General features: G+C 59.2%; 13 protein-coding genes. 5 read left to right on the top strand and 8 right to left on the bottom strand.

Features of this window, described 5'->3' with window-relative positions:
• Positions 1 to 68: 68 nt before the first annotated feature.
• From hflD to AAEZ05_RS14690, 4 genes are all read right to left on the bottom strand, one after another.
• Positions 69 to 692 (bottom strand): high frequency lysogenization protein HflD, encoded by a 624-nt coding sequence (gene hflD, locus AAEZ05_RS14705; RefSeq protein ID WP_045062285.1) that lies wholly within the window; start codon positions 690 to 692, stop codon positions 69 to 71.
• Positions 689 to 1834, bottom strand: coding sequence for a tRNA 2-thiouridine(34) synthase MnmA (gene mnmA, locus AAEZ05_RS14700; protein WP_045062284.1), 1146 nt, complete (start codon positions 1832 to 1834; stop codon positions 689 to 691). Before mnmA ends, hflD begins: the two co-directional genes overlap by 4 nt.
• 59 nt (positions 1835 to 1893) lie before the next feature.
• On the bottom strand, positions 1894 to 2340 hold the full coding sequence (locus AAEZ05_RS14695) for an NUDIX hydrolase (RefSeq protein WP_045062347.1): 447 nt from the start codon (positions 2338 to 2340) through the stop codon (positions 1894 to 1896).
• A gap of 205 nt (positions 2341 to 2545) precedes the next feature.
• Positions 2546 to 4771: an NADP-dependent isocitrate dehydrogenase gene (locus AAEZ05_RS14690; RefSeq protein WP_350647868.1), complete on the bottom strand. Its 2226-nt coding sequence runs from the start codon at positions 4769 to 4771 to the stop codon at positions 2546 to 2548.
• A 494-nt stretch (positions 4772 to 5265) separates the two neighbouring features.
• Here AAEZ05_RS14690 and icd point away from each other — a divergent pair, with 494 nt between their 5' ends.
• On the top strand, positions 5266 to 6522 hold the full coding sequence (gene icd, locus AAEZ05_RS14685; protein ID WP_045062282.1) for an NADP-dependent isocitrate dehydrogenase: 1257 nt from the start codon (positions 5266 to 5268) through the stop codon (positions 6520 to 6522).
• A gap of 81 nt (positions 6523 to 6603) precedes the next feature.
• Here the strand turns inward: icd and cspD are convergent, their stop codons facing one another.
• Complete coding sequence (gene cspD / locus AAEZ05_RS14680) at positions 6604 to 6870, bottom strand: cold shock domain-containing protein CspD (RefSeq protein WP_045062281.1); 267 nt, start codon at positions 6868 to 6870, stop codon at positions 6604 to 6606.
• A 225-nt stretch (positions 6871 to 7095) separates the two neighbouring features.
• Between cspD and clpS the strand changes: the two genes are divergently transcribed.
• Together clpS and clpA are read left to right on the top strand one after the other, a co-directional pair.
• On the top strand, positions 7096 to 7479 hold the full coding sequence (gene clpS, locus AAEZ05_RS14675; RefSeq protein WP_045062280.1) for an ATP-dependent Clp protease adapter ClpS: 384 nt from the start codon (positions 7096 to 7098) through the stop codon (positions 7477 to 7479).
• A gap of 30 nt (positions 7480 to 7509) precedes the next feature.
• A complete protein-coding gene (gene clpA / locus AAEZ05_RS14670) occupies positions 7510 to 9780 on the top strand; it encodes an ATP-dependent Clp protease ATP-binding subunit ClpA (RefSeq protein WP_045062279.1) in 2271 nt (756 codons plus the stop codon).
• 212 nt (positions 9781 to 9992) lie between these two features.
• Here clpA and infA read toward each other — a convergent pair whose 3' ends face one another.
• The 3 genes from infA to aat form a co-directional block, all read right to left on the bottom strand.
• On the bottom strand, positions 9993 to 10211 hold the full coding sequence (gene infA / locus AAEZ05_RS14665; RefSeq protein WP_002553999.1) for a translation initiation factor IF-1: 219 nt from the start codon (positions 10209 to 10211) through the stop codon (positions 9993 to 9995).
• Positions 10212 to 10322: 111 nt separating this feature from the next.
• Positions 10323 to 11030 carry an arginyltransferase gene (locus AAEZ05_RS14660; RefSeq protein WP_045062278.1) on the bottom strand — a complete coding sequence of 236 codons (708 nt, stop codon included), beginning with the start codon at positions 11028 to 11030 and terminating at the stop codon, positions 10323 to 10325.
• Positions 11031 to 11086: 56 nt separating this feature from the next.
• Positions 11087 to 11767, bottom strand: coding sequence for a leucyl/phenylalanyl-tRNA--protein transferase (aat, locus tag AAEZ05_RS14655; protein WP_350647866.1), 681 nt, complete (start codon positions 11765 to 11767; stop codon positions 11087 to 11089).
• Positions 11768 to 12236: 469 nt separating this feature from the next.
• Between aat and AAEZ05_RS14650 the strand changes: the two genes are divergently transcribed.
• On the top strand, positions 12237 to 14645 hold the full coding sequence (locus tag AAEZ05_RS14650; RefSeq protein WP_082069251.1) for a DNA translocase FtsK: 2409 nt from the start codon (positions 12237 to 12239) through the stop codon (positions 14643 to 14645).
• 65 nt (positions 14646 to 14710) lie between these two features.
• The gene (gene lolA / locus AAEZ05_RS14645; RefSeq protein ID WP_045062272.1) at positions 14711 to 15334 is read left to right on the top strand and encodes an outer membrane lipoprotein periplasmic chaperone LolA; all 624 of its coding nucleotides are present in this window, start codon (positions 14711 to 14713) and stop codon (positions 15332 to 15334) included.
• Positions 15335 to 15352 lie beyond the last annotated feature (18 nt).

Below are 15352 nucleotides of genomic sequence, written 5' to 3'. Positions count from 1 at the left end.
CGCCGGTCCGTTGCCAACTGACCGGCGTATTACGCGTTACAGATCAAAATCGGTGTTGCGAGCGCTGTTCAGCTACTGCGCATCAGCGGGTAAAGCTCTTTGAGCAATTTGCGCCGGCTGATCACCAGCTGCCAGCGATGACCGCCCAACTGGCGCCACAGGCGCGCCGAACGAATTCCGGCCAGCAGCAGGGCACGGATCTTCGAAGCGTTGCTTGGCTGCTGCAGGTTGCGCATGTCGCCGTGCACCTGAATGCGCTGGCGCAAGGTGCTCAAGGTGTCCTGGTACAACGCGCCACAGGCGGCGATCACGTTTTCGTGGGCCGGGCCGAAGTGCTCGACCTGGGACTGGATCTGCGGCAGGCGCTTGCCAATCACGTCCATCAAGTCTTCGCGCTTGGCCAGCTGACGCTCCAGGCCGAGCATGGCCAGCGCGTAGCGCAGCGGTTCGCGCTGCAGTGTGCTGGGATCGCGTTCCAGGGCGCCGATCAGGGCGCGATAGCCCTCGCGAAGGTTGATGTCGTCTCCGCCGTACACTTCCAGCGTGTCCTTGGGATCACGAATCAGCAGGCTGCCCAGCATGCAGGTCAGGCCCGCTTCGGTGGTCTGGCCGGTCTTGGCGATCTTGTCCACCAGGACCGCGGCGAGGAATACCCCACCCAGCGCTGTCAGTTGCTCCTGGGTCGGGCTCATTGGACTTGGCCCTTGCTCGCGTTCTTGCTCGTCCAGGGCTCGGCTATTTCGATCACGCCGCCACCCAGGCAGATCTCACCGTCGTAGAACACCACGGACTGGCCCGGGGTGACCGCCCGTTGCGGGTCATCGAAGGTGGCGCGATAGCCGGTAGCGGTTTTTTCCAGCGTGCACGGCTGGTCGCCCTGGCGGTAACGCACCTTGGCGGTCAACTTGAGTGGCTCGCTGAGGTCGATGGGGTTGACCCAATAGATGTCCGAGGCGAGCAGGGCGCGGGAGAACAGGTATGGATGGTCATTGCCCTGGCCGACGATCAGCTCGTTATGCTCCAGGTCCTTGATCAGCACGTACCACGGCTCGTCACCGGCGTCCTTGAGGCCGCCGATGCCCAGGCCCTGGCGTTGGCCGATGGTGTGGTACATCAAGCCGTGGTGGCGCCCGATGACTTCACCTTCGGTGGTCTTGATCTCGCCGGGTTGTGCCGGCAGGTACTGCTTGAGGAAGTCGCTGAAGCGGCGCTCGCCGATAAAGCAGATCCCGGTGGAGTCTTTTTTCTTCGCGGTGGCCAGGTCGTGCTTCTCGGCGATTGCGCGCACTTCGGGTTTTTCCAGCTCGCCCACCGGGAACAGGGTCTTGGCGATCTGTTCTCCGCCCACGGCGTGCAGGAAGTAACTCTGGTCCTTGTTCGGGTCCAGGCCCTTGAGCAGCTCGGTGCGTCCATCGATGTCGCGGCGGCGCACGTAGTGACCGGTGGCGATCAGGTCGGCGCCGAGCATCATCGCGTAGTCGAGGAAGGCTTTGAATTTGATCTCGCGGTTGCACAGGATGTCCGGGTTCGGCGTGCGTCCGGCCTTGTATTCGGCCAGGAAGTGCTCGAACACGTTGTCCCAGTACTCGGCGGCGAAGTTGGCGGTGTGCAGCTTGATGCCAATCTTGTCGCAGACAGCCTGGGCGTCTGCGAGGTCGTCCATCGCGGTGCAGTATTCCGTTCCATCGTCTTCTTCCCAGTTCTTCATGAACAGGCCTTCCACCTCGTAACCCTGCTCGATCAGCAGGAGAGCGGAAACGGAAGAGTCCACGCCGCCGGACATGCCGACAATGACGCGCTTCTTTTGTATGTCAGAAGGGGCTGGATCACGCATAGGGATTCAATGAGTGTCTTGAAAAAGGACGCGATTCTAGCAGGCCCAAGGCCACAAGGCTAAAGAGAAGGACGGATCAATTCCAGGTCGAAGCGCTGACCGCCCAGATAGTCGTCGATGCAGCGGATGATCAGTTCGCTGCGCCAGTTGTCGCGCTGTCCGATTAATTCCTCGCGGGTCAACCACTTGGCGCCGATGATGCCGTCGTCCAGTTGATACTCGGGGTGGTGTTTCAGCGGCTTGGCGATGAAGCAGACTCGCTGGTAGGTCACGCCGTTGCTCGGGGCGGTGTACAGATAAATGCCCAATACCCCCGTGGGTTCGACGTCCCAGCCGGTTTCCTCGAGGGTTTCACGGATGGCAGCTTCGGTCAGGGTTTCATTCGGGTCGAGGTGACCGGCGGGCTGGTTGAGTACCGCTCGTCCGCCTTTGAGTTCTTCGACCATGAGGAAGCGACCGTTGTCTTCGACGATGGTGGCGACGGTGATGTGGGGTTTCCAGTCCATAACGCTTCCTCAGATATTGAATAATGAAACACAAACCCTGTGGGAGCTGGCTTGCCAGCGATAGCGGTGGGTCAGTCACCGTCATTGGTGAATCATAAACCGCCATCGCTGGCAAGCCAGCTCCCACAGGGGTTTGTGCCAATCATTAAGTACCGAAAACAAAAACCCCGGCACAAGGCCGGGGCTTCTTTGCATCCTTACAACCTTACACCAGCGCAGCAATCGCCGCGTTGAAGGTGTTGCTCGGGCGCATGGCCTTGCTGATCAGCTCTGCATCAGCGTGGTAGTAACCGCCGATGGCCACTGGTTGGCCCTGTACGGCGTTGAGCTCGGCAACGATGGTTGCCTCGTTCTCCGTCAGGGTCTTGGCCAGCTGGCCGAATTGCGCCTGCAGTGCTGCATCTTCAGTCTGGGCCGCCAGGGCTTGTGCCCAGTACAGCGCCAGGTAGAAGTGGCTGCCGCGGTTGTCGATGTTGCCGACTTTGCGCGATGGCGACTTGTTGTTGTCGAGGAACTGGCCAGTGGCCTGATCCAGGGTCTTGGCCAGCACCAGGGCTTTCGGGTTGTTATAAGTAACACCCAAATGCTCCAGGGAAGCAGCCAGGGCCAGGAACTCGCCCAGGGAATCCCAGCGCAGGAAGTTCTCTTCCAGCAACTGCTGAACGTGCTTCGGTGCCGAACCGCCAGCGCCGGTTTCGAACAGGCCGCCGCCATTCATCAGCGGTACGATCGACAGCATCTTGGCGCTGGTTCCCAGTTCCATGATCGGGAACAGGTCGGTCAGGTAGTCGCGCAGTACGTTACCGGTCACCGAGATGGTGTCCTTGCCTGCACGGGTACGCTCCAGGGTGAACTTCATGGCGTCGACTGGCGCCATGATCTGGATGTCCAGGCCGGACGTGTCGTGATCCTTCAGGTAAGCCTGAACTTTCTCGATCACCACGCCATCGTGGGCGCGCATCGGGTCCAGCCAGAAGATCGCTGGCGTGCTGCTGGCGCGGGCACGGTTGACGGCCAGTTTGACCCAGTCCTGGATCGGCGCGTCTTTGGTCTGGCACATGCGGAAGATGTCGCCGGCTTCAACCGCTTGCTCCAGCAGCAGGCTGCCTTTGCTGTCGGTAACGCGAACCACGCCGCTGGCCTTGACCTGGAAAGTCTTGTCGTGCGAGCCGTACTCTTCGGCTTTTTTCGCCATCAGGCCCACGTTTGGCACGCTGCCCATGGTGGTCGGATCGAAGGCACCGTTTACCTTGCAGTCTTCGATGACGGCCTGGTAGATGGTCGCGTAGCAACGATCCGGAATCACTGCCTTGGTGTCGTGCAACTGGCCATCAGTGCCCCACATCTTGCCGGAGTCACGGATCATCGCCGGCATCGAGGCGTCGACGATGACGTCGCTCGGCACGTGCAGGTTGGTGATGCCTTTGTCGGAGTTGACCATCGCCAGCGACGGACGAACGGCGTAGACCGCCTGGATGTCCGCTTCGATCGCAGCTTGCTGATCGCTAGGCAAAGCCTTGATGCGAGCGTACAGGTCACCGATGCCGTTGTTCAGGTTGAAGCCGATCTGTGCCAGCACGTCGGCGTGCTTGGCCAGTGCGTCTTTATAGAACTCGGCAACGATCTGGCCGAACATGATCGGGTCGGAGACCTTCATCATGGTGGCTTTGAGGTGAACCGACAGCAGCACGCCTTTGGCTTTGGCGTCTTCGATCTCGGCAGCAATGAAGCTGCGCAGGGCGTTCTTGCTCATGACCGCGCAATCGAGGATCTCACCGGCTTGTACGGTGGTTTTTTCCTTTAGGACGGTGGTGGTGCCGTCTTGAGCGATCAATTCGATTTTGACGGCGTCAGCGGCGTCGATCAGGGCAGCTTTTTCGCTGCCGTAGAAATCACCGGTGCTCATGTGGGCTACGTGGGACTTGGAGTCCGCAGCCCAGGCGCCCATTTTGTGCGGGTGCTTGCGCGCGTAGTTCTTGACTGACAGCGGTGCACGACGATCGGAGTTGCCTTCGCGCAGAACCGGGTTCACGGCGCTGCCCTTGATCTTGTCGTAACGCGACTTGGCGAGCTTGTCGGCGTCGCTGGTCACGGTTTCCGGGTAGTCCGGCAGTGCGAAGCCCTGGGCTTGCAGCTCTTTGATCGCGGCTTGCAGTTGCGGAACGGAAGCACTGATGTTCGGCAGCTTGATGATGTTGGCTTCAGGCGTAACGGCCAAGTCGCCCAGTTCGGCGAGGTGGTCGGCTACGGCTTTGTCACCCAATTGCTCGGGGAAGCTGGCCAGAATGCGCCCTGCAAGAGAGATATCGCGGGTTTCCACGGCGATATCAGCGGAGGCAGTGAAAGCCTCTACGATAGGCAGCAGTGAATAGGTGGCGAGGGCGGGAGCTTCGTCGGTGAAGGTATAGATGATCTTCGAGCGGGTGGGCATATTCGGATTAACTCTCTCTTCTTTGCTAAAGCGTGCGCAGAAACTCGAGGGGCGCCGGGTAAGCGCGTTCGTTCAAAGTCGTCCATGAGCCGAATGTCGAGGTTTGTGCGCGGTGATGTTGGGTGCATCAGTCGAGCGGCAAGCGGGTGGACTGCTGTAGCGGTCCTGCTTTTTCGGGCCGAAGCTCTCGCAATAGAGGGGTCGGCCGTCGTGACTCTGTGGTCAGCGGGCGGCATTATACATAGGTAGCTGGCAATCTGCCGATGGTTCATACACAACGTGTGTCGTCCATTGGTCTAAAGGTCGCAGGGGGGTGGGGGGCGTAGAGTCTTGCACCGTGCTTGAGTTTGGCGCTTTTCCCTTTGCATTCAGGCTTGTAGAACCCCAGCCGCACAGGTTTGCGGCAGATGGGTGGAACATGGGGTTTGCGCGCTGAATTAACTGGGGTACGCTCGAACCAAGCCAGATGTTCAATCCAAACAATGGAGTTCAGCATGGGATACAAGAAGATTCAGGTTCCGGCAGTCGGCGACAAAATCACCGTCAACGCGGACCATTCTCTCAATGTTCCTAACAACCCGATCATCCCCTTCATCGAAGGCGATGGTATCGGCGTTGATATCAGCCCGGTCATGATCAAGGTTGTCGATGCTGCTGTTAAGAAGGCTTACGGCGGCGATCGCAAAATTTCCTGGATGGAAGTCTACGCCGGGGAGAAAGCGACTCAGGTTTACGATCAGGACACCTGGCTACCTCAGGAAACCCTGGACGCAGTCAAGGATTACGTGGTTTCCATCAAGGGCCCCCTGACCACGCCGGTCGGCGGCGGCATTCGTTCGCTGAACGTGGCCCTGCGCCAGCAGCTGGACCTTTATGTGTGCCTGCGCCCGGTTCGCTGGTTCGAAGGCGTGCCTAGCCCGGTCAAGAAGCCAGGCGACGTCGACATGACGATCTTCCGCGAGAACTCCGAGGACATCTACGCCGGTATCGAGTGGAAAGCCGGTTCGCCGGAAGCGACCAAGGTCATCAAGTTCCTGAAAGAGGAAATGGGTGTCACCAAGATCCGTTTCGACGAAAACTGCGGTATCGGCATCAAGCCAGTCTCGCTGCAGGGCACCAAGCGCCTGGCGCGCAAGGCGCTGCAGTACGTGGTCGACAACGATCGCGACTCGCTGACCATCGTGCATAAAGGCAACATCATGAAGTTCACCGAAGGTGCCTTCAAGGAATGGGCTTACGAAGTGGCGGCTGAAGAGTTCGGCGCGACCCTGCTCGACGGCGGTCCATGGATGCAGTTCAAGAACCCGAAAACCGGCAAGAACGTCATCGTCAAGGACGCCATCGCCGATGCCATGCTCCAGCAGATCCTGCTGCGCCCGGCCGAATACGATGTGATTGCGACCCTGAACCTGAACGGTGACTACCTCTCCGACGCCCTGGCGGCCGAAGTGGGCGGCATCGGTATCGCGCCGGGTGCCAACCTGTCCGACACCATTGCCATGTTCGAAGCCACCCACGGTACTGCGCCGAAATACGCCGGCAAGGACCAGGTCAACCCGGGTTCGCTGATCCTGTCTGCAGAGATGATGCTGCGCCACATGGGCTGGACCGAAGCGGCCGACTTGATCATCAAGGGCACCAATGGCGCGATTTCCGCCAAGACCGTGACCTATGACTTCGAGCGTCTGATGGACGGCGCCACGCTGTTGTCGTCCTCGGCGTTCGGCGATGCGCTGATTTCGCACATGTAAGAAGCAACTCGTAACGAAAAACCGCCCCGCTCAAATCATGAGTTGGGCGGTTTTTTTATAACAGAAGGGTGGGTGCAAAAATCATGCAATAACGGTTTGTTGCTCGCTGGCTGCGACAACTTTCGCGCTATCCTCAGGCGCGCCGATGCTCACGGCGTGCAGGCCCTTGGGGCCCTGGATAATCTCGAACACCACAGCCTGGCCGGCCTTCAGGGTCTTGTACCCCTCCATCTGGATGGCCGAATAGTGGGCGAACAGGTCTTCGCTCTTGCCGTCTTCATTGATGAAGCCGTATCCCTTGGCGTTGTTGAACCATTTCACCTTGCCACTGACCTTGACACCTGACATACCCATATCCCTCTGCAACTGACTCCATCACTGGAGTATCATCCAGATAATCCGCAGTCGAATCTCATAAATAAGATTGACTCCGCGGACCTTTTTTACCCACTGTGGGCTCTATTGGTTGTAACACCGTTTTGCCGATAGTCAAGGTGACCGGGCAGTCGCAGTTGAAATCGTCCATAGCCGCCCCCACCACTGTATTCGCACAACTGACGAACCTTTCTTTCCATGCATGCAATCAGCCAGATTCGACTAACATTCAATCAGGATCATCCGGTTCTCCAGCAAGACAGTCCGGGGACCCACGACGACGATTCCGCAGGCATTGCTGTTCAGGAGGCAAAGCCTGCTTTACAGGCGCCACCGATGTACAAGGTGGTTTTGTTCAATGATGACTACACACCGATGGATTTCGTCGTCGAAGTGCTCGAGGTGTTTTTTAACCTGAATCGGGAGCTGGCGACCAAGGTCATGTTGGCCGTCCATACAGAAGGACGGGCAGTATGTGGAGTGTTTACCCGCGACATCGCCGAGACCAAGGCCATGCAGGTCAACCAGTACGCCAGGGAAAGCCAGCATCCGCTACTCTGTGAAATCGAGAAGGACGGTTAATCGCCGACCACTTGGGTATGAGGTGAAGCTATGTTAAACCGCGAGCTCGAAGTCACCCTCAATCTTGCCTTCAAGGAGGCTCGTTCGAAACGTCATGAATTCATGACCGTCGAACACCTCCTGCTGGCCCTATTGGATAATGAGGCTGCCGCCACCGTATTGCGTGCGTGCGGCGCCAACCTCGACAAACTCAAACATGACCTGCAGGAGTTCATTGACTCCACCACGCCACTGATCCCCGTGCATGACGAGGATCGTGAGACCCAGCCAACCCTGGGCTTCCAGCGTGTGCTGCAGCGCGCCGTGTTTCACGTACAGAGCTCGGGCAAACGCGAAGTGACCGGTGCCAACGTGCTGGTCGCCATCTTCAGTGAGCAAGAGAGTCAGGCAGTGTTCCTGCTGAAACAGCAGAGCGTTGCGCGCATCGATGTCGTCAACTACATCGCCCACGGCATCTCCAAGGTGCCCGGGCATGGCGATCACTCTGAAGGTGAGCAAGATATGCAGGACGACGAGGGCGGCGAGTCTTCTTCTTCTGGCAATCCCCTGGATGCTTATGCCAGCAACCTCAACGAGCTGGCACGCCAGGGTCGTATTGACCCGCTGGTAGGCCGCGAAATGGAAGTCGAGCGTGTCGCGCAGATCCTGGCGCGTCGTCGCAAGAACAATCCGCTGCTGGTGGGCGAGGCAGGCGTGGGTAAAACCGCGATTGCCGAAGGCCTGGCCAAGCGTATTGTCGATAACCAGGTGCCTGATCTGCTGGCCAACAGCGTGGTGTATTCGCTTGATCTGGGCGCACTGCTGGCCGGGACCAAATATCGCGGTGATTTCGAGAAGCGCTTCAAGGCGTTGCTTAATGAGCTGAAAAAACGTCCGCAGGCGATCCTGTTCATCGACGAAATCCACACCATCATTGGTGCGGGTGCCGCGTCCGGTGGCGTCATGGATGCCTCGAACCTGCTCAAGCCGCTGCTGTCTTCCGGTGATATCCGCTGCATCGGTTCGACCACGTTCCAGGAGTTCCGCGGGATCTTCGAGAAGGACCGTGCTTTGGCCCGGCGCTTCCAGAAAGTCGATGTGTCGGAGCCTTCGGTGGAAGACACCATCGGTATCCTGCGCGGCTTGAAGGGGCGTTTCGAAGCGCACCACAGCATCGAGTACAGCGATGAGGCCCTGCGTGCGGCTGCCGAACTGGCATCGCGCTACATCAATGACCGGCACATGCCGGACAAGGCCATCGACGTGATTGACGAGGCGGGTGCCTACCAGCGCCTGCAGCCGGTCGAGAAGCGCGTGAAACGCATCGAAGTGCCTCAGGTCGAGGACATCGTGGCGAAGATTGCGCGGATTCCGCCAAAGCACGTCACCAGCTCGGACAAAGAGCTGCTGCGTAACCTTGAGCGTGACCTCAAGCTGACGGTGTTTGGCCAGGACGCTGCAATCGACTCGCTGTCGACTGCGATCAAGCTGTCCCGCGCCGGCCTCAAGTCGCCTGACAAGCCAGTCGGTTCGTTCCTGTTCGCAGGCCCGACCGGTGTAGGTAAAACCGAAGCGGCGCGGCAGCTGGCCAAGGCGCTGGGTATCGAACTGGTTCGCTTCGACATGTCCGAGTACATGGAGCGCCACACCGTATCGCGTCTGATCGGTGCACCTCCAGGCTATGTCGGGTTCGATCAGGGCGGCCTGCTGACCGAAGCCATCACCAAGCAGCCACACTGCGTGCTGTTGCTCGATGAGATCGAGAAGGCGCATCCGGAAGTCTTCAACCTGCTGTTGCAGGTGATGGACCACGGTACGCTCACCGATAACAACGGGCGCAAGGCGGACTTCCGTAACGTGATCGTCATCATGACGACCAACGCCGGTGCCGAAACCGCAGCGCGCGCTTCGATCGGTTTCACTCATCAGGACCACTCGTCTGATGCGATGGAAGTGATCAAGAAGAGCTTCACGCCAGAGTTCCGCAACCGCCTGGACACTATCATCCAGTTTGGTCGCCTCAGTCATGAGGTCATCAAGAGCGTGGTGGACAAGTTCCTTACCGAGCTTCAGGCGCAGCTGGAAGACAAGCGCGTGCAGCTGGAAGTGACCGACGCCGCACGCAGCTGGCTGGCGGCAGGTGGCTACGACTCGGCAATGGGCGCTCGACCAATGGCACGCCTGATCCAGGACAAGATCAAGCGTCCGCTGGCGGAAGAGATCCTGTTTGGCGAACTGGCCGACCATGGTGGCGTGGTTCACATCGATTTGAAGGACGGCGAGCTGACCTTCGAGTTCGAAACCACGGCAGAAATGGCCTGACGTTTAGAAGCAAAACAAAAAGGCGCCTACTGGCGCCTTTTTGCTGTCTGCGCGCGAATCCCCCGTAGGAGCTGCCGCAGGCTGCGATCTTTTGACCTTAAAAAATCCAAGATCAAAAGATCGCAGCCTGCGGCAGCTCCTACGGGGATGTTCGTCGAATTGCAGACAAACAAAAACGCCCGGCATCAGCCGGGCGTCTTGTATTGACCTGATTAGCGAGCGCGGTAAGTAATGCGCCCTTTGCTCAAGTCATAGGGCGTCAGCTCGACGCGCACTTTGTCACCGGTAAGAATACGGATGTAGTTCTTGCGCATCTTGCCGGAAATATGCGCGGTTACGACGTGCCCATTTTCCAACTCCACACGAAACATGGTGTTGGGCAGGGTGTCGACGACAGTGCCTTCCATTTCGAAGCTGTCTTCTTTCGACATGCAGTAAAGCCCTCGGTGTCCAATGAATGGCCCGGTGCAACTGCGCCAGGCAAAAGCGGCGTGCATTGTGCCCGAAAAATGGTGTTTACGCCAAGGGGTTTAGGGATTGCTCTAACTTAGAAGAACCCAGCGCTGATTGATCAGCAGTTCGATGGGTCGATATTGCGTCTTGTAACTCATCTTTTTGCAGTTCTTGATCCAGTACCCCAGGTACACCGCGTCCAGCCCCAGGCGCTGTGCCTCGGCGATTTGCCACAGGATTGCGTACCGGCCCAGGCTGCGGCGTTCTTCGGCGGGTTCGTAGAAGGTATAGACCGCCGAGAGGCCATTGGGCAGCAAGTCCGTCACGGCCACAGCCAGCAGCCGGCCGTCGCGGCGGAATTCATAGAAGCGCGAAAATGGCAGGTCGCGCACCAGGAAGGTGGAAAACTGATCGCGGCTGGGTGGGTACATGTCGCCATCGGCATGCCGCTGTTCGATGTAGCGCTGGTACAGGTCGAAGTATTCTTCGCTGAACTGTGGTTTGGCCGGGCGCACCTGCAGATCGAGGTTGCGCCTGAAAATGCGTTTCTGCTGGCGATTGGGTGCGAACTGCGCGACGGGGATACGCGCGGGCACGCAGGCATTGCAGTTCTGGCAATGCGGCCGGTACAGGTGATCACCACTGCGACGAAAACCCATTTCAGACAGATCTGCGTAGACATGCACATCCATGGGCTGGCTAGGGTCGAGGAACAGGGTGGTGGCCTGCTCTTCGGGCAGATAACTGCAAGAGTGGGGTTGAGTGGCATAGAACTTCAAACGCGCCAACTCGGTCATGATCAACCCTCGGGGATAAACTTTAAATAAGTGTAAGCCAAGCGCGCGAAAGTCGCTCAGCAAACCCAGCTGGCGCGGCTGGGTTGATCCAGGTGCAGGGCCAGAGAGCGGGCGAATTCGCTACGGGGAATCGCCCGGGCGCCGAGGCTGTGCAAATGGTCGGTCGGCATCTGGCAGTCGATCAGTATGAACCCTGAGTCTTTCAGATGTCGCGCCAGTGTGGCAAAGCCATATTTGGAGGCATTGTCGGCGCGGCTGAACATCGACTCGCCGAAAAACAGCTGCCCCATCGCCAGGCCATAGAGGCCGCCCACCAGCTCACCCTGGTCCCACACCTCCACCGAGTGGGCGAAGCCACGCGTGTGCAGTTCAAGGTAGGCGTCCTGCATCGCGGCGGTGATCCAGGTGCCGTCGGCATAATCACGCGGGGCCGCGCAAGCCTGGATGACTGCAGCGAAATCCTGGTCGAAGGTCACTTCATAGCGCTGTTGCCGGAGCAATTTGCCCAGGCTGCGCGAGACATGCAATTCGTCGGGAAACAACACCGTGCGAGGGTCGGGTGACCACCAGAGAATCGGCTGGCCTTCGGAGAACCACGGGAAACACCCATGGCGATAGGCCTGGATCAGGCGGTCGGCCGACAAGTCGCCACCCGCAGCCAGAAGGCCGTTGGGATCGCGCATCGCTCGTTCCAGCGGCGGGAAGGTCAGTGAGTTGCGTTGTAACCAGGTCAGCATGGCATCCAGGCTTGCAGAAGGGGAGGGCGGTATCGAGCCGGTTGGCCCGTGATCAAGTTTGCCGTCAAACGGTGAAAATGTCGTCGATGTATTTTTTTGCGGTTGTGCCGTCTTGTAACCACTCCTGCAACAAAGGCCCGGCACTGCAACTTGGCGTTGTGAATGTGGTCGTAGATGAATCCCTCATAAGCCTTTGTCACGAAAGACAATGCATGCTCAAATTGGACTGCAGGTCGCACGCCCTTGGCTATGCTTGAAACTGAAGTTGCCAGCATGGCATCGGCCGTACAAACCCGTACAATGCGGGGCTGTTACAGATTATTGAGCTTGCGCCGTGTTTATAAAATGCGCGATGCAGTGGTAAAAAGTAGTTCCGGTTGCGCCTGTCAATTTTTTTGCCTGCCCGGATTGGGCAGTTTTATAGTCATTCAACAGATGGACGCGCCACAGGCGCAGGAAAAGTAGCGTTTTGAAGAAATCCACCGCAGCACCAAAAACAGTCGTCGTTCCGCTCTGGCGGCAACAATTGCACTACCGACTCAAGGAAGGTGCATTGATCGCCATCGGCGCCTTGTGCCTGTTCCTGATGATGGCCTTGCTCACCTATGGCAAGGACGATCCGGGCTGGAGCCACAACAGCAAGATCGACGACGTACAGAATTTCGGCGGTCCTGCCGGCTCCTACAGCGCCGATATCCTGTTCATGGTGCTGGGTTACTTCGCCTACATCTTCCCGCTGCTGCTGGCGGTCAAGGCCTACCAGATCTTCCGCCAACGCCACCAGCCTTGGGAATGGAGCGGCTGGCTGTTCTCCTGGCGCCTGATCGGCCTGGTGTTCCTGGTGCTGTCGGGTGCGGCCCTGGCCCATATCCACTTCCACGCGGCCACCGGTCTGCCGGCGGGCGCGGGTGGCGCGCTGGGCGAGAGCCTGGGCGACCTGGCCCGCAACGCGCTGAATATCCAGGGCAGCACCTTGCTGTTCATTGCCTTGTTCCTGTTCGGCCTGACGGTGTTCACCGACCTGTCGTGGTTCAAGGTAATGGACGTCACCGGCAAGATTACCCTCGACCTGTTCGAACTGTTCCAGGGCGCTGCCAATCGCTGGTGGGCCGCTCGGGTGGAGCGCAAGCAACTGGTCGCGCAATTGCGTGAAGTCGATGACCGCGTGCACGACGTGGTGGCGCCAACCGTTACCGACAAGCGCGAGCAGGCCAAGGTCAAGGAACGCCTGATCGAGCGCGAGCAGGCCTTGAGCAAGCACATGTCGGACCGCGAGAAGCAGGTGCCGCCGGTTATCGCCCCTGCGCCACCGAAGCCTGCTGCACCCAGCAAGCGAGTGGAAAAAGAGAAACAGGCGCCGTTGTTCGTCGACAGCGCCGTGGAAGGCACCCTGCCGCCCATCTCGATCCTCGACCCGGCGGAAAAGAAACAGCTCAATTACTCGCCCGAATCCCTGGCTGCGGTTGGCCACCTGCTGGAAATCAAGCTCAAGGAATTCGGCGTTGAAGTGTCGGTGGATTCCATTCACCCGGGACCGGTCATTACCCGCTACGAAATCCAGCCGGCAGCCGGCGTCAAGGTCAGCCGCATCTCCAACCTGGCGAAGGACCTTGCCCGCTCCCTGGCGGTCACCAGCGTCCGGGTCGTGGAAGTGATTCCGGGCAAGACCACTGTGGGTATCGAGATTCCGAACGAGGACCGCCAGATCGTGCGCTTCTCCGAAGTGCTCTCGACCCCGGAATACGACAACTTCAAGTCGCCGGTGACCCTGGCCCTGGGCCACGACATCGGTGGCAAGCCGGTCATCACCGACCTGGCTAAAATGCCGCACTTGCTGGTGGCCGGTACCACCGGTTCGGGTAAGTCCGTGGGCGTGAACGCGATGATCCTGTCGATCCTGTTCAAGTCCGGCCCGGAAGACGCCAAGCTGATCATGATCGACCCGAAGATGCTGGAATTGTCGATCTACGAAGGCATTCCGCACCTGCTGTGCCCGGTGGTGACCGATATGAAAGACGCCGCCAACGCCCTGCGCTGGAGCGTGGCGGAGATGGAGCGTCGTTACAAGCTGATGGCGAAGATGGGCGTGCGTAACCTGTCGGGCTTCAACGCCAAGGTCAAGGAAGCCCAGGACGCGGGCGAGCCGTTGACCGATCCGCTGTACAAGCGCGAAAACATTCACGATGAAGCGCCGCTGTTGACCAAGCTGCCGACCATCGTCGTGGTGGTCGACGAATTTGCCGACATGATGATGATCGTCGGCAAGAAGGTTGAAGAACTGATCGCCCGTATCGCCCAGAAAGCCCGTGCTGCCGGCATCCACCTGATCCTCGCGACCCAGCGGCCTTCGGTTGATGTCATCACCGGTCTGATCAAGGCCAACATTCCGACGCGGATGGCGTTCCAGGTGTCGAGCAAGATCGACTCGCGGACCATCATCGACCAGGGTGGCGCCGAGCAACTGCTGGGCCACGGTGACATGTTGTACATGCCGCCCGGCACCAGCCTGCCGATCCGGGTCCACGGTGCGTTCGTATCCGATGACGAAGTTCACCGGGTGGTCGAAGCCTGGAAACTGCGGGGTGCACCGGAATACAACGATGAGATCCTCGCCGGTGTCGAAGAGGCAGGTAGCGGTTTTGAAAACGGCGGTGGTGGCGGTGATGACGATGCCGAAACCGATGCGCTGTACGACGAAGCAGTGCAATTCGTGCTGGAAAGCCGTCGCGCGTCCATTTCTGCGGTCCAGCGCAAGCTGAAGATCGGCTACAACCGCGCCGCGCGCATGATCGAAGCCATGGAAATGGCCGGGGTCGTGACGTCCATGAACACCAACGGTTCCCGCGAAGTCCTGGCACCTGGCCCGGTTCGCGACTGATCTGATTTTGCAAGGGCGGCGCCCCGCGCTCCGCCCGCACTCCCACGAATATCAAGAGGACTCCCATGCGTCTTATCCGCATGCTGTTGCTGCCGGTACTGGCTTTGACCACGCTTTCGGCCCACGCCGATGACAAGGACGTGGCGCGCCTGACCCAACTCCTGGAAAAATCCCAGACCCTGAGCGCACGCTTCTCCCAGCTGACCCTGGATGGCGGTGGCACCCAATTGCAGGAAACCGCAGGGCAGATGTCGCTGCAACGCCCGGGCTTGTTCTACTGGCACACGGATGCGCCGCAGGAACAGTTGATGGTGTCCGATGGCAAGAAGGTCTCGCTGTGGGACCCGGACCTGGAGCAGGTCACCATCAAGAACCTCGACCAGCGCCTGACCCAGACCCCGGCGCTGCTGCTGTCCGGTGACGTGTCCAAGATCAGCCAGAGCTTCGACATCAGCGCCAAGGAAGCCGGTGGTGTGATCGACTTCACCCTGAAGCCAAAAACCAAGGACACCCTGTTCGACAGCCTGCGCCTGTCGTTCCGCAATGGCCTGGTCAATGACATGCAACTGATCGACAGCGTCGGCCAGCGCACCAATATCCTGTTCACCGGGGTGAAGGCCAACGAGCCGATCCCGGCGTCCAGGTTCAAGTTCGACATTCCGAAGGGCGCGGACGTCATTCAAGAGTAAGACGCAGAACCTGTGGGA

The organism is Pseudomonas sp. HY13-MNA-CIBAN-0226, assembly GCF_040310305.1.
In the GTDB taxonomy this organism is placed as follows: Bacteria; Pseudomonadota; Gammaproteobacteria; order Pseudomonadales; family Pseudomonadaceae; genus Aquipseudomonas; species Aquipseudomonas gregormendelii.
This window is presented reverse-complemented; position numbering and strand designations above follow the sequence as displayed.